The organism is Pseudoalteromonas sp. SG43-3 (assembly GCF_014164385.1).
Classification (GTDB): Bacteria; Pseudomonadota; Gammaproteobacteria; order Enterobacterales; family Alteromonadaceae; genus Pseudoalteromonas; species Pseudoalteromonas distincta.
Map to the genome: position 1 here is coordinate 145,428 of NZ_JACJFC010000008.1, position 15,375 is coordinate 160,802.

Annotated in this window: 14 protein-coding genes; all 14 read left to right on the forward strand. The window is 38.9% G+C overall.

The features are described from left to right. Positions 1-25 precede the first annotated feature (25 nt). Positions 26-1,282, forward strand: coding sequence for a glutamyl-tRNA reductase (hemA, locus tag H5157_RS09600; RefSeq protein ID WP_024594740.1), 1,257 nt, complete (start codon positions 26-28; stop codon positions 1,280-1,282). A 7-nt stretch (positions 1,283-1,289) separates the two neighbouring features. Further along, on the forward strand, positions 1,290-2,375 hold the full coding sequence (gene prfA / locus H5157_RS09605; protein ID WP_002958554.1) for a peptide chain release factor 1: 1,086 nt from the start codon (positions 1,290-1,292) through the stop codon (positions 2,373-2,375). A 2-nt stretch (positions 2,376-2,377) separates the two neighbouring features. Next, positions 2,378-3,217, forward strand: coding sequence for a peptide chain release factor N(5)-glutamine methyltransferase (gene prmC / locus H5157_RS09610; RefSeq protein ID WP_154903383.1), 840 nt, complete (start codon positions 2,378-2,380; stop codon positions 3,215-3,217). 54 nt (positions 3,218-3,271) lie between these two features. Beyond that, a complete protein-coding gene (locus H5157_RS09615; RefSeq protein WP_024595292.1) occupies positions 3,272-4,816 on the forward strand; it encodes a response regulator in 1,545 nt (514 codons plus the stop codon). A gap of 29 nt (positions 4,817-4,845) precedes the next feature. Continuing rightward, a complete protein-coding gene (locus H5157_RS09620; RefSeq protein ID WP_007583965.1) occupies positions 4,846-5,220 on the forward strand; it encodes a SirB2 family protein in 375 nt (124 codons plus the stop codon). 149 nt (positions 5,221-5,369) lie between these two features. Next, a complete protein-coding gene (locus tag H5157_RS09625; protein ID WP_002958558.1) occupies positions 5,370-6,197 on the forward strand; it encodes a tetratricopeptide repeat protein in 828 nt (275 codons plus the stop codon). 14 nt (positions 6,198-6,211) lie between these two features. After that, entirely contained in the window at positions 6,212-7,465 is a 1,254-nt protein-coding gene (locus H5157_RS09630; RefSeq protein ID WP_182724590.1) for a DUF819 domain-containing protein, read from the forward strand. A gap of 9 nt (positions 7,466-7,474) precedes the next feature. Next, positions 7,475-8,329, forward strand: coding sequence for a 3-deoxy-8-phosphooctulonate synthase (gene kdsA / locus H5157_RS09635; RefSeq protein WP_002958560.1), 855 nt, complete (start codon positions 7,475-7,477; stop codon positions 8,327-8,329). 121 nt (positions 8,330-8,450) lie between these two features. Next, the gene (locus H5157_RS09640) at positions 8,451-9,353 is read left to right on the forward strand and encodes a transcriptional regulator GcvA (RefSeq protein ID WP_002958561.1); all 903 of its coding nucleotides are present in this window, start codon (positions 8,451-8,453) and stop codon (positions 9,351-9,353) included. A 2-nt stretch (positions 9,354-9,355) separates the two neighbouring features. Further along, positions 9,356-9,991, forward strand: coding sequence for an alpha/beta family hydrolase (locus H5157_RS09645; RefSeq protein ID WP_024605424.1), 636 nt, complete (start codon positions 9,356-9,358; stop codon positions 9,989-9,991). A 19-nt stretch (positions 9,992-10,010) separates the two neighbouring features. Further along, positions 10,011-10,379: a DUF423 domain-containing protein gene (locus H5157_RS09650; RefSeq protein WP_024595287.1), complete on the forward strand. Its 369-nt coding sequence runs from the start codon at positions 10,011-10,013 to the stop codon at positions 10,377-10,379. A gap of 17 nt (positions 10,380-10,396) precedes the next feature. Beyond that, positions 10,397-11,482 (forward strand): 23S rRNA (cytidine(2498)-2'-O)-methyltransferase RlmM, encoded by a 1,086-nt coding sequence (gene rlmM, locus H5157_RS09655; protein WP_024605425.1) that lies wholly within the window; start codon positions 10,397-10,399, stop codon positions 11,480-11,482. 16 nt (positions 11,483-11,498) lie between these two features. Next, positions 11,499-14,807, forward strand: coding sequence for a PKD domain-containing protein (locus tag H5157_RS09660; protein WP_182724591.1), 3,309 nt, complete (start codon positions 11,499-11,501; stop codon positions 14,805-14,807). A 1-nt stretch (position 14,808) separates the two neighbouring features. After that, on the forward strand, positions 14,809-15,330 hold the full coding sequence (locus tag H5157_RS09665) for a hypothetical protein (protein WP_024605426.1): 522 nt from the start codon (positions 14,809-14,811) through the stop codon (positions 15,328-15,330). Positions 15,331-15,375 lie beyond the last annotated feature (45 nt).

The following is a 15,375-nucleotide window of genomic DNA, read 5'->3' on the forward strand; positions in this document are numbered from 1 at the left end:
TAGGGCTCAGCAATATTTGGCAAATATGACCATAATAGCACTAGGTATAAATCACAAAACCGCATCCGTAGAATTACGTGAAAAAGTGGCTTTTTCGCCTGAGCAAATTTCAGAGGCGTTGCAACAATTAAGTGGCCATGCCGACTTTAATGAAGCGGTTATTGTGTCTACCTGCAATCGAACCGAGATCTATTGTAGCCTCGCTCAGCAAAATTCCCAAACACTGTTGAGCTGGCTTGCCAGTTTCCATGGTTTGGATGAACATGAACTGAGCAAAAACACTTATTGCTACGAAGATAACGATGCTATTAATCACTTAATGCGCGTGGCGTGTGGGTTGGATTCTTTGGTGTTAGGCGAACCGCAAATTTTGGGGCAAATAAAACAATCGTTTTTTAGTGCTAAAAACCACGATGCAGTAGGTGTTACGTTTGATAGGTTGTTTCAAAAAACATTTTCAGTAGCGAAACAAGTTAGAACTGAAACCGATATTGGCGCAAGTGCTGTATCGGTAGCGTTTGCTGCAGTTAACTTGGCAAAGCATATTTATGGCAAGCTTGATAAGACCAATGTGTTATTAATTGGCGCAGGTGAAACCATTGAATTGGTTGCTAAACATTTATACCAAAATGAGCCTCAAAATATCACTGTTGCAAATAGAACTATTGAGCGAGCTCGTAACTTAGCTGATGAAGTGTCGGCAGATGTGATTGCTTTGGCGCAATTGCCTGAGCGTTTGCATAAAGCCGATATAGTGATTAGTTCTACAGCCAGCACTTTGCCTATTATTGGTAAAGGGGTGGTTGAGCAGGCGCTAAAGCAGCGACGTCACAAACCTATGCTATTTATAGATATAGCGGTTCCGCGTGATATAGAAAGCCAAGTTGGGGAGCTAGATGCTGCCTATTTATATTCCGTTGATGACTTACAAACCATTGTAAGCGAGAATATGGCAGCGCGCGAGCAAGCTGCACAGCAAGCGCAAATAATTATTACTGAACGCACCAAAGAATTTGCAATGTGGATGCGTTCACTCGATTCGGTAGATTTAATCCGCCATTATCGAAACGATGTACAAACAATTAAGTCTGAACTTGTAGAGCGTGCTGTTAGTCAGCTCAATACAGGTAAAGATGCAGAAAAAATTATATTAGAGCTCGCCAATAAATTAACCAATCGCTTAATGCACGCGCCTACCCGTGCAATACAAGATGCAGCGAAAAAAGGTGAAGTGGCGCAGCTAAACCAATTGAAAAAAATGTTAGGTATTGATCAGGAATAACCGTTAAATGAAAGAGTCTGTTTATAATAAATTAGAAACCTTAGTAGAGCGTTACGAAGAAGTACAAGCGCTGCTAAGCGACCCGTCGGTCATTAGTGATCAAAACCGTTTTCGTGCGCTTTCAAAAGAGTATTCTGAGCTTGAAGAGATTGTAAAAACGTTTTTAAACTATAAAGAAACGCAAGACGATTTAGCCAGTGCAGAAGAAATGCTTAAAGATTCTGACCCTGAAATGCGTGAAATGGCGCAAGAAGAATATAAAGAAGCAAAAGCACAAATACTAGTGATTGAAGATCAAATTCAAGTATTAATGTTGCCAAAAGATCCGCGAGATAACAACAACGTGTTTGTTGAAGTACGTGCAGGGACGGGCGGCGATGAAGCGGCTATTTTTGCTGGTGACTTATTTCGTATGTACAGCCGCTACGCAGAAAATAAAAAATGGAAAGTAGAAGTTGTAAGCACCAATGAAGGTGAGCATGGCGGTTACAAAGAAGTTATTGCAAATATCAGTGGCGAAGGCGTTTACGGTCAATTAAAGTTTGAATCAGGCGTACATCGCGTACAACGTGTACCAGAGACTGAATCACAAGGTCGTGTTCATACCTCAGCGTGTACTGTTGCGGTTATGGCAGAAGTACCAGAAGCAGAAGCGATACAAATTAATACAGCAGATTTAAAAGTTGATACATTTCGTGCATCAGGCGCAGGTGGTCAGCACGTAAATAAAACTGATTCTGCTATTCGACTTACACATATACCTACCGGTGTTGTGGTTGAGTGTCAGGATCAGCGTTCGCAGCATAAAAACCGCGCTAAAGCGATGTCAGTACTTGCAGCTCGACTGCAACAAGCTGAAGATGAAAAACGACATGCGGCAGAAGCCTCTGAACGTCGTGACTTGGTAGGTAGTGGCGATCGTTCTGAGCGTATTCGTACTTATAACTACCCGCAAGGTCGTATTACCGATCACCGTATTAACTTAACACTTTATCGTTTAAACGAAGTGGTAGCCGGTGATTTAAGTGCGATTATTGACCCATTAATGCAAGAGCATCAAGCTGACTTACTTGCGGCCATGGGCGACGAGTAATTGTGGCTCACACTCTTGAACAAGCAATTGCTGCAGGTGCTGACTTATTAGCACTTAGCAGCGAAAGTGCTAAATTAGATGCACAAGTTTTACTTTTACATATACTTCAAAAACCTCGCAGTTACCTTTTTACTTGGCCAGAACATGCGCTTAGTGATGAGCAACAATCGCAGTTTAATGTATTTATCCAAAGACGTTTAAAAGGTGAGCCCGTAGCCCATATAACTGGGCTGCGTGAATTTTGGAGCTTATCGCTTGAAGTTAACGCAACGACCCTAATACCTCGACCAGATACTGAAACATTAGTCGAGCAAGCACTTGAAATAGCGCTACCCGCTACAGCAAAGGTGCTTGATTTAGGCACTGGTACTGGTGCAATAGCGTTGGCACTGGGTAGTGAAATGCCTAATTGGCAAATTACGGCAGTAGATAGAGTAAGCGATGCAGTTGCACTTGCTACACGTAACCAGCAGCGATTAGCGATTAATAATGTACATGTTAAACAAAGTAACTGGTTTAGTGAGTTGCATGGCGAAAAATTCAATTTAATTGTCACTAACCCTCCTTATATAGAAAGTAGTGATATACATTTAAATCAGGGTGATGTGCGCTTTGAGCCTTTATCGGCATTAGTGGCTGATGATTGCGGAATGTCTGATATTAAACAAATAATTACACAATCACGTGACTATTTGTCATCTAATGGCTATCTTTTAATAGAACACGGTTTTGAGCAAGGTGAAGCTGTTCGTCATTTTTTTGAAAAAATGGCGTTTGTTAATATTAAAACAGTGAAAGACCTTGGTAACAATGACCGTGTAACACTTGCACTGTGGCCCTAGAGAATAATAATTGCCTACTAGTGCGTTAAATAATGCCATGAAGGAATTTCGACTATGATGGGTGATTTTTTATTTTCAGATGAACCAGAAGAAACAATCGATGAGATTGAACACGGTACCTGGAAAGTATTAATCGTTGATGATGAACCTGAAGTTCATGCTGTTACAAAACTAGCACTGAGTGATTTTGAATTTCAAAATAAACGCTTAGAGTTTATTAGTGCTTACTCAGGTGCTGAAGCGAAAGAGCTCATAAAAGAGCATCCAGATGCCGCTATTGTGCTACTTGACGTGGTAATGGAAACCGACGACGCTGGTTTGCAGGTTGCTAAGTTTATTCGTGAAGAAGCTAAAAATAATCATATACGGATTATTTTAAGAACAGGCCAACCTGGCCAGGCACCTGAACGTCAAGTCATTATTAATTATGATATTAACGATTACAAATCGAAAACGGAGCTAACGGCTCAAAAATTATTTACTGTTATTATGTCGAGCCTACGCTCGTATCGGGATATTATTTCGATTGAGCAGTCACGCGAAGGGCTTGAGAAAATAATTATAGCGTCTCGTGATATTTTTTCTGCGCATTCAATAGAGCACTTTATTGAAGGCGTTATGCAGCAATTAACATCTTTATTGGGTATTGCTGATCAAGCTATGTATGCCACCACTTTAGTTGCACAAAACCCAGAACATGAAAAAAATAAAAAACTAATAGTTTGCTCTGGCACTGGCGATTTTGAAAAAAGTGAAGGTAAAGAGCTTGATGAGGTATTACAAGCTGAGCAGTTAAGTGCGTGTCATCAGGCGCTTAATGATAAAAGTATCATTTATAAAGATAATTACTTATTTGCGTACTGCAGTAGTGAGTACAATCATAATTCAATGCTGTTCATATCAGGTGTCCCAAAGGATTTAACGGATACTCAGCGTCATTTAATCAAAATATTTTCTCAAAATGTGCAACTTGCCTTTGAAAATGTGCAGCTTCAGTCTGAAATAGAAGCGACACAACAAGAGCTTGTTTATAGGTTAAGTGAAGCAGTAGAGCAGCGCTCAACCGAGACAGGTAATCATGTTAAACGTGTAGCACATATTTGTCATATTTTAGCTGAGGGCTATGGTTTATCTAAACATGATGCAGATTTAGTAAGGTTGGCGTCTCCTCTTCATGATGTAGGTAAAGTGGGTATTCCTGATGCGATTTTAAACAAACCAGCAAAGTTAGAACCTCAAGAATGGGAAGTGATGAAAACCCATACTGATAAAGGCTATACTATTTTAAAAGACTCTCCCCATGAAATTGTGAGTACAGGTGCAATTATTGCAAAAGAGCATCATGAAAAATGGGATGGGTCTGGTTACCCACAAGGTCTAAGCGGAAACGCAATTAATGTATTTGGTCGCATAGTCGCACTTGCTGATGTATACGATGCACTTCGCCATAAACGGTGTTATAAAGAGCCTTGGACATTACAAAATGTGGTTGATGAAATTAATGCTGAAAAAGGCACACATTTTGAACCAAAAATGGTTGAAGTATTTAACGAAAAGCTTGATGAGTTAGAGGCGGTTCTTAGCCGTTTTCCTGATTAAATTTTTATAAAACAGAAGTACAGGGGCATATGGATTATTTAGCAGTAAAGCACTCGCACATGGCAATTGCGATGTTAAGTGTAATATTATTTTATGTTCGCGCTTTTTCGCGAATGGGCAGTGGTAAATTAGCAAAAAATAAAGCGGTAATGATTGGTAGTCACAGTATAGATACTTTGTTATTAGTGTCTGCACTTACGCTTATATTTATGGCCAAAATTAATCCGTTTGAACAATATTGGCTATTAGAAAAAATAGTTTTAGTGGTTATATACATCGGTATTGGGGCTAAAAGCGCCAGACAAACTAAAATGACGGCTAAAGTTGCTTACGTTTTAGTTAATACCGCTGTTATTTTAGCGATAGGTTATTTAGCGACGTCTAAATCAGCTTTTTTGCTTTAAGTAATATCTGACTATTTGAGCTTTATAGTTGTTTTGTAAAGCTCAAATACAACTCCCTCTCAGAAAATATTCAAATACACCTCTATATTGGTATATAGCTTTAAAGTTAGGTAAACTACGCCTTCGTTTTCTAAAATGTTGCAGTATTAATGACTACCCTCGGGTTTGACGAACACGATGAATCTTATCTTGATGATGCTTACGATGAATTTACACCTCCAGCGATTTACCGCTGTATTAAAGCAGAGTCAAAGTGGGACCCTCAGATAGATTTAACACCATGTTATGAAACTTTAACTGACTTTGAACAGCAAATTTCAGCGCTGTGTTTAAAAGTGAGTGATGAGCACGATCGCCTCGAAAAATTATTAGATATGTTTTACAGTGATTGGCTATTTAGTGCATCAGGTTTAAAAGTGCCTGAATATAAATTAAATACATTAAGCTATACGCTTTCTATGCGCAGTGGTTCACCTACAACACTGGCAATTATACTTTGTCATTTTTTACAACAAGCTAACTGTGACGCGAACCTTAGTCTTACCCAAGGTGATGTTGGTGTACATGTGGCGATTAGTGATGAAGAAGGCTACATAATAGAGCCAAGCAGTGGACAACAAAGTTGGTATATTATCCCTGAAAACGCAGATGAAGATGATGGTCAAGAGCAAGAGCCACTAGAACTGATTTTTGATGACGAAGTATATAAGTTATTTTTAGCTCAGCAAAAATGGTCTTTCATTAGCGAAAATAAATTTGGTCATGCTTTAACCTGTGTAGAGATGCTAATGGAGTTAATAGGCGACGACCCGTATGAGAGACGCGACAGAGGTTACTTATTAAATCAGCTCGGTTGCCCTAAAATGGCACGTGATGATTTACAGTTTTTTGTAGATGAGTGTCCGGACGATCCTGCAATAGAGATTATTCAACACCAAATAGAAGAACTAGAAGATAATAATAAAACGCACCATTAAGAATAGGAATAATTATGGTTGAAACTCAAAGCGCATTAATTACAAATGATGCCGTTGTGCTTGGTTTGCTTGCTATTATTTTGGGGTTTATTTTTAAAACCTCAAACAGTGAGCGTCCAGCTTTAAAACGATTTTATAAATACGTACCTGCTTTATTACTGTGTTACTTTTTACCTTCGTTATTAAATACCTTTGGTATTGTAGATGGTAATAAATCTAATGTTTATTATGTGGCTTCGCGCTACTTACTACCTGCCTGTTTAATACTACTTACCATTAGTATTGATTTAAAAGCGATTATTAACTTAGGCCCTAAAGCACTTATTATGTTTTTAGTGGGTACTTTAGGCATTGTTATTGGTGGGCCATTAGCTATTTTAGTAGTGAGCGCATTTGACCCAAGTATTGTTGGTGGGCATGGCCCAGATGCCGTATGGCGCGGTATGACAACTGTTGCAGGTAGCTGGATTGGCGGCGGTGCTAACCAAGCATCAATGAAAGAAATGTTTGAAGTTGGTGGTGATATATTCTCAGTAATGATTACAGTAGATGTAATTGTCGCTAATATTTGGATGGCTGTTTTATTGTTAATGGCAGCAAATCATAAAAAGATTGATGCAGCGACGGGTGCTGATACAAGCGCAATTGAAGATTTGAAAAAGCGTGTGGAAGAATATCACGCAGAACATGCACGCATCCCAACTCTTAATGATTACATGACGCTGATTGCAATTGCATTTGGTATAACTGGCTTAGCACACTTTTGCGCTGACTTTTTGGGGCCGTACTTTGGCACTACTTATGAATGGGCAAAAGAATACAGCTTAAACAGTAAATTCTTTTGGCTAATTGTTATATCAACAACGATTGGCATAGGCTTATCGTTTACTAAAGTGAGGCAAATAGAAGCGTTTGGCGCTTCAAAAGTAGCTTCTAGCTTTTTATATATTTTGGTTGCATCGATTGGCTTACACATGAATGTAACCGCTATTTTCAATAACCCTGGGCTATTTTTAGTGGGTGCAATTTGGATGTTAGTGCATGCAAGCATTATGTTAATTGTGGCTAAACTGATTAAAGCACCGTTATTTTATATGGCAGTGGGTTCTCAGGCTAATGTGGGCGGCGCAGCGTCAGCACCTGTTGTAGCATCAGCGTTTCATCCGTCATTAGCGCCTGTTGGTGTCTTGTTAGCTGTACTAGGCTACGGTGTGGGTACTTATATGGCTTATATTTGTGGATTAATGATGCAAGCAGTTTCACCTTAAGGAATTTAAATGAAAGACCAAATTATTAAAATTAATGAAATTGAACTTGCAAACAACAAACCGTTTGTATTGTTTGGTGGTATTAACGTATTAGAATCTCGCGATTTAGCAATGCGTGTTGCAGAGCATTACGTAGAAGTTACGACGAAACTAAATATTCCTTATGTATTTAAGGCCTCATTTGATAAAGCTAATCGCTCTTCAATCAATTCGTACCGTGGTCCAGGTATGGAAGAAGGTTTAAAAATATTCGAAGAAATTAAAAACACGTTTAAAATTCCACTGATTACTGACGTACATGAACCGCATCAAGCTGCACCTGTTGCAGAAGTTGTTGATGTAATTCAGTTACCTGCTTTTTTAGCGCGTCAAACAGATTTAGTTGTGGCGATGGCTAAAACAGGTGCAATTATTAATGTGAAAAAACCACAGTTTTTAGCGCCACATGAAATGCGTCATATCATTACTAAATTTAATGAAGCTGGTAATAACAACGTAGCTCTTTGTGAGCGTGGTTCTAGCTTTGGTTACAACAACCTTGTGGTTGATATGCTGGGTATGGATGACATGAAGGCAATGGCACCTGTTATTTTTGATGCAACACATGCGCTACAACGCCCTGGTGGACGCGCTGACTCTGCTGATGGTCGTCGTGCACAAGCTGCAGAGCTTGCGCGCAGTGGTATGGCGTTGGGTATTGCTGGTTTATTTATCGAAGCGCATCCAAATCCTAACGAAGCTAAATGTGATGGCCCATGTGCGCTAGCGCTTAGCAAGTTAGAAGGCTACTTAACGCAAATGAAAGCGGTTGATGATTTAATTAAAAGTTTTGCCCCACTTGATACAAGTGCAAGCGATTTATAATTAAGCATGATGTATATTAAAAAGCGACTCAGGTCGCTTTTTTTATGCCTTTAATATACACAAACTTATATGATGTATATAATCTCACGCATAAGAAAAACTAATTCTAAGCTTGGTTATTATGTCAAGACGGGTACCTCCATTAAACGCATTAAAAGCCTTTGAAGCGGCTGCGCGCCATTTAAGTTTTACAAAAGCTGCAGAAGAGCTTTATGTAACGCAGGCGGCAGTAAGTCATCAAATAAAAACACTTGAAGAGCATTTAGGGCTGAAGTTGTTTTTACGTAAAAACCGCTCTTTATTATTAACTGAAGAAGGCCAAGGCTATTTTTTAGATATTAAAGAGATTTTTACTCAGCTTATTGATGCAACTGAAAAGCTATTAGCTCGTGGCGCTAAGGGCTCACTAACGGTAAGCCTAACCCCTAGTTTTGCTATTCAGTGGTTAGTGCCTCGTTTGAGTTTGTTTAATGAGTTACATCCAGAGATAGATGTGCGAATAAAAGCACAAGACCAAGATGAAAACTCACTCACTGATGACGTAGATATTGCTATTTATTATGGAAGGGGTCATTGGAATGGCGTACAAGCGTACAAGCTTCATACCGAATATTTAGTACCACTTTGTAGTCCTATGTTATTAAGCGGGTTAAAGCCGCTTGATCAACCTAGTGATTTAGCGCATCACACACTATTACACGACACTACACGTAAAAACTGGAAAACGTGGATGAAAACCGCAGGCGTGCGTAACATCCAGGTAAATCAAGGGCCTATATTTAGCCACTCCTCTATGGTGTTACAAGCAGCTGTACATGGACAAGGTGTGGCAATTGGCAATAGTGTATTAGCTAAACCCGACATAGACGCAGGGCGTTTGGTAATTCCGTTTAATCATAGCCTAGAGAGTAAAAATGCGTATTACTTAGTGCTTCGTGAGTCGCAAACAGAGCTTGGTAAAATAGTTTCGTTTAAAGAGTGGATGCTGAGCTTAGTAGAGCATGAGCAAGAACATGAGTATTAATAATGATTGAATGGTTTAAAAGCACGGAGCAACCTGCAATAGCACAGTTTATATTTGCACATGGCGCAGGTGCTGGTAGCGATTCTGACTTTATGCAGCACATGGCAAAATTAATAAGCGAGCAGGGGGTTGATGTTGGTTTATTTGATTTTGAATATATGCAAATCGCTAAACAAACTAATAAACGCAGGCCTCCTGAGCGAGCACCAAAGTTACTTATTTATTATGAACGAGTGCTAACGAATGCGCAGCCAGATTTACCGTTGTTTATAGGCGGTAAATCGATGGGCGGTCGCATGGCATCAATGCTTGCATGTAGTACAGAGCAAAGCCTTTCAGGTGTTATAGCATTTGGTTATCCATTTCATCCGCCGGGTAAGCCAGAAAAATTACGCACCGATCATTTTGCTGATATTGTTTGCCCTTTTCTAGTATTACAGGGCGAGCGAGATACATTTGGTACACGTGAAGAACTTCTTACTATGAAAATGCCAAAGCAGCCTTTGTTTACTTGGCTGAGTGATGGCGATCACTCATTAAAACCACGTAAAAAAAGTGGCGTAACTGAACTACAAAATAGAGAAACAGCAGCGTTAAGTGCTGTTGAATTTATTAAGCAACAAATTGAGATACGTTAAGACTCGAGCAGGGGGTTAGATGATTAAATTATTTTTAATGACCGGTAGTATTTTTTGTATGCTTTCGGTGATGTTAGGTGCATTTGCTGCCCATGGTTTAAAAAGCCGCTTATCGGAGTATTCATTAGGCGTTTTTAAAACGGCTGCTGAGTATCAAATGGTACATGGACTTGCACTTATTGCGGTGGCTATTTTAATTAAATGGGGCATAAACCTGAGTTGGGCTGGTGGCTTTTTTATAATGGGCACACTACTTTTTAGTGGTAGTTTATATTTACTCGCTCTAACAGGAATGAAGTGGCTTGGGCCTATAACACCGCTTGGTGGGTTGTGCTTTATTATTGGTTGGATTGTTATTTTAGTGCAAGTTGCACGATTTAAGTTTTAAAGAGTTTAAGGGTTAATATGTCTAGTGTTGTGATTTTTTGTCGTAGTGGTTTTGAAAACGATGCCGCTGCTGAAATAACGTTTCATGCTGCAGAGCAAGGTTTTGCAGGGTATGTAAAAGCAAAACCAAATACAGGTTATGTTGTTTACGAATGTTTTGAAGCGCATCACAGCGATGAAATAATCAAAAAAGTTGATTTTAAAAACATGGTGTTTGCACGTCAATGGTTTGCCGGCACATTACTTGAAAACATGCCAGTAGAGGACCGTGTGAGCGCAGTAGTTGAAGCTGCTAAAGATTTTACATTGTGCTCAGAACTGCGCGTTGAAACGCCAGACACAAACGAAGGCAAAGAGCTTTTAACGTTCTGTAAAAAAATCTCAACACCGCTTAAAAAAGCCCTCGAAAAACAAAATACTGTACTACGTGAGCCAAAAGCAAATCGCCCAGTAATGCATGTCATGTTTTTAACAAACAATACGGCTTATGTTGGTTACTCGTATAGCTTTAATAATTCTCCATTTTTCATGGGTATTTTGCGCCTTCGTATGCCAAGCGATGCACCGAGTCGCTCAACGTTAAAACTCGATGAAGCATTTAACGTATTTATACCTGAGCAACAACGCGAGTCACGCGTAGCTGCCGGTATGCGCAGTGTTGATTTAGGTGCATGCCCTGGTGGTTGGACTTATCAGCTTGTACGCCGTGGTATGTTTGTAAGTGCGATTGATAACGGCCCAATGAATGACGATTTAATGCAAACTGGGCAAGTTAAACATTTTAGAGCCGACGGTTTTAAATATCGCCCAGAAAAAAGAAATATTACTTGGTTAGTGTGCGATATGGTGGAAAAACCGACCAAAGTGACTACGCTAATGATTGACTGGGCAGTAAATGCATACGCAAAAGAGTTTATATTTAACTTAAAGCTGCCTATGAAAAAACGCTTTGATAGTGTTTATGAATGTCTTTCGATGATCAGAAAAGAGCTTGAGAAACAAGGTATCAATTACGAGTTGCAAGCTAAACATCTATATCATGATCGTGAGGAAATAACCGTTCATTTAAACGTTACTAAGGTGCCACAAAATTTGTATAGTTAATATGTAGAGGCTAAAAGTGGTAAAAAACAATATTAATAAATGGCTAAGTTTACTTTTTTTATCACTTTTAATCACAGGCTGTGGCGGGGGAGGCGAAAGTAGTGATACAACTACGGCCCCTGGTAACGCTGCGCCCAGTGTTACGCTTTCGGTTAGCAGTAACGTTATTACTTCTAATCAATCATTTACTATTACAGCGCTTGCAAGTGATAGCGACGGACAAATTGCCAGCTATCAATGGCAACAACTTAGCGGGCCTGAGTTTACGTTTACCTCTAACGGTAACACGCTTACAGCCACTGCACCTAGTGTAGCAACCGATACGACCTTTAGCTTTTCGGTTACAGTTACTGACAACTCAGGTGCTACTGCACAACAAGTTTTTTCAGGCACTATCACCTCTCAAAATAATGCTCCTACAGTTAATATAACAGGCCCAAGTAGTGCACTTGCCAGCACACAAGTTAGTTTAGTTGCTAACGCTCAAGATACAGATGGCATTATAAGTAATATTAATTGGATTCAGTCTGCTGGGGACAATGTTGAGTTTTCACAAACTGATGGAGTCCTTAGTTTTACCGCCCCTAATGTATCTGAAAATACAACACTAGGTTTTAGCGTAACCGTAACTGACAATGCAGGTAAAAGCGCTCAAGCGAGTAAAACGGTTTTAATTAATCAAGTAAATAGCGCGCCAACAGTCATTGTTACAGGCCCTGAAGAAGCTGAAAAAGGTGACAGTGTAACCTTAGTTGCAGATGCACAAGACAGCGATGGTAGTATTAATAGCATAACTTGGCAGCAAATAAGTGGTCCTGTAGTTGAACTTACTCAAACACAAACAAGCATTAGTTTTAATGCGCCCACTGTTGCACAAAATACCAATGTTACATTTGTGGTTACTGTAACCGATGACGATAACGCTACAAATAGCGCTCAAAAAACAGTTGTAGTATTAGCACCAAACAATCCACCAACTGCAGATGATGTAAGTATTAGCGTGCAATATAATCAAGCCACAGAATTTAGTTTAGTAGTTAGCGATGCTGATAACGATACGGTTCAGATTGATTTTGGTGATGATTTATATGGTGCACAAATTAGTGTTATTGATGCACAAGCCTTACTTTTTAGCTACACGCCTCCTGCAAACAGTATCACTTCACAAAGCTATACGTTAACTGCGTCTGATTCAAAAGACACAACCGAATTTACCCTGAATATTACTGTGGTTGATTCAACGCCCGCTATAATTAGTAATGTAACACCCCAAAGTAATAATGACCCAGTTCTTGTAGATAGCCCTGTTAGTATTACATTTTCAGATATTATGCTAACGAGCACTTTAGCAGTTAATTCTAGTAGTGGTGTTTGTACAGGAAGCGTACAAGTGTCGGCAGATAATTTTACTACTTGCTTGGCCTTAAATATTGAAAGTTTGTCGGGTACTACTAGTGACACAAGTACTTATTTTCATACTGTAAATGTAAGCGCAAGCTTTAATGAAGATACCCAATATATTGTCCGTGTTACAGCTGATTTAACTAATTTTGATGATACGGCCATTGAAACGCAAACCGCTACTTCTTTTACTACCTCTAGCCAAGATATAAAAATAACTGAAGTTTCTTCTGTGCAATTTAGTAACGACTTACCTTGGATTGAAATTTATAACGGCACAGGGGCTGCTGTAAACTTACAGAGTTATTCGCTTAAAACCCGCAGTATTAATATGATTAATAGCTCGACTAGTGCAGAGACAACTTTTTCACTGCCCAATAAAGAGCTTGAAAATGGTGAGTACCTTATTTTACAAAGCAAGTTTGGAGATGATTTTTTAGTCAGTGCATCAGTTAACAACCCTAAAATAGCGCTTGTGGGTAATGCTAGTGATGAAATTAGACCTTATTGGTACATAAACGGTTTTGTAGAATTACTTAATAGTGCAGGTACACAAACAATCGACTTTGTAAAATTTGGTAACTCAGTACAAGAACCAGTAACGCCATCACAATGGCAAGGTGGTAACGCAGAGCAAATCATCTCCGAGCAAGGAGGCAGCTTAAAGCGCGAGCTTAATGCGACAGACACTAATCAAAGTACTGATTGGAGTTATTCTGTGTTTAACACACCCGCTGGGCCAAACAATATAAATTGCACAATAGATGATGATGAGGATGGTATTCCTGATTGCGCTGAGCAACAGGGTACAACATTCGCGGGTTTACCACTTTATGAGTGGGGGGCGCGTACCTCACAAAAAGATATATTTATTGAAGTTGATTATATGGACAGCACTGATGTAGGTATTACTCCACATCGAATCGCACTTGAAAAAGTAGCCACTGTTTTTGCAGAAAAAGGCTATACAGTCCACTTTGACGTAGGTGATTTGTTTGATCAAAATACAAATACAGCACCGCAAAACTTTGATTTAGGTGGCGGAAATCTTGTCCCTTTTAATAGCTATACCCCGTTTGAATACGATTTAAGTAGCCCTAATTTATTTGCTTATAAAATGGAATATAGCGATATAACTCGCAGGCCCATTTTCCATTATTTATTAATGGCAAGTAGTGGTAACGAAGACGGTAGTATTAGTGGTTCGGGTATTGCTGAGATGAGCGGTAATGATTTAATGGTAACTATGGGGGGCTGGGGTTTAACGCTTGATACGCAAGTAGCAACCAATGTAACTTATAATTATCAAGCATCAACAATATTTCATGAGTTAGGTCATAACTTAGGTTTATACCATGGCGGTGATGAAGAAGTTAATTTTAAGCCTAATCATTTAAGCTCTATGAACTATTTATATCAATTAGCGGGTTTATCAACAATAGGTAATAACGAAGGCGATCGCTACTATGAGCGTTTTTACCCAGGCAATGCTAGTTGCGATATTGCACCAAATACTAATAGTCATTTAGGCTCTACGGATGATTTTATTATTGATTATTCAAATGGTAGTTCAGCAGATTTAAATGAAAGCACCATACTTGAAATACAGGGGTTAAATAGAAATAGCTCACTAGCAGTTGATTTTAATTGTAATGCAATTAACACCGAAAGCTTAACCAGCTTTGATACTAACCAAGATAATACAATATCAATACTGAGTGATGTAGATGAGTGGAGCATGCTTAATTTACAGTTTTATATGCAAAGTGCAGGTAATCGATTTGGCGTGCCAAATACAAATAACAGTAAGGTGCATAATTTACAAAGCTCGCCTACTAATATTGAAACGCTGCCCAGTTATATAAAAGAAGCACAGCCAAGTAGTGCAATTATTGCTGAGTTAAAAGCAATTAAAGAGCAATAGTATGAAGCCAATGCTAAGCACTAAGTTTATTATCTTGAGTAGTTTTTTTAGCTTACTAATAGCGTGTAGCGATACTAACAATGCACGTGAGTGGTTACTAAAAAATGATAATTTGTATTATAAAAATACAGCTGTTGACTGGCGAATTGAATCAGTAAAGGACTGTAATACATGCGTTATAAGCCAAGATGTTGTTTATCAGCCTGAAGGTATTAGTCGTTATAATACGTTAATGCAGAGTCAGAATTGGGTCGCGGTACATGAACTAAGTAAAATCAATGTCATTCGTTTAAAGATGCCAGACCAAACACCTTATTTATACGTAGAGCGTGTAAAAGGTCAAATACTAAAGCTGTTTGATCAGCAGCAAAACTACAGTATAAAAATTGGTGAAGTTACAGCCGTTAATATTAATAATCAGCGCTTTAGTATTTTGATTAAAAAATTTGAAGAAGTAGATAAACAAAGCGATGCATTACCAAGGCGTGCATCGCTTGAGTTTATTGCTTTAAAAATAGATTAAAAAAAGCACCTTAGGTGCTTTTTAATCTAGAATGCGGTGTCCTTC